General features: G+C 44.8%; 1 pseudogene. It reads right to left on the reverse strand.

From position 1 onward, the window contains the following. Positions 1-207 precede the first annotated feature (207 nt). Positions 208-406, reverse strand: a pseudogene (locus HMPREF2609_RS07435) (hypothetical protein); the annotation flags it as partial.

A 406-nucleotide genomic window follows, 5' to 3' on the forward strand; every position in this document is an offset into this window, starting at 1 on the left:
CAACTTTACCGTTTTCACCAATCTTCGGTTTGGGAGCCATGAAATCCATTTCCGTATACGTAATAGGATTCCTCCTTAACAGCAGTTGCGGCAGAACAGCCTCTGTAGCTTTCTTATTTGTTGACAGGCATAAAGATATAGAAAATTAGTTGTCCGTAACTTCGCTATAAGCTACGGACAACTAAACTCAAGAAGGAACATGATCGATTATTCGGGATCGTCAAACTCGCTATGCACCAGGTGTACTTTCGAGGCAAGAACCGGGTCATAAAATGGTGATTCAGGATAATACCGAGGGTCTTCCACATAGACTCCGGTAGAATCCTTATCATCAATCGTAAACCCATAGACGATCCCTTCTTTATCGTAGAGAGGGTCCGGGGCACCGTTCGGGAAGTTCCTGCGC

The sequence above is a fragment of the Rothia sp. HMSC058E10 genome, assembly GCF_001809415.1.
Taxonomy (GTDB): Bacteria; Actinomycetota; Actinomycetes; order Actinomycetales; family Micrococcaceae; genus Rothia; species Rothia dentocariosa.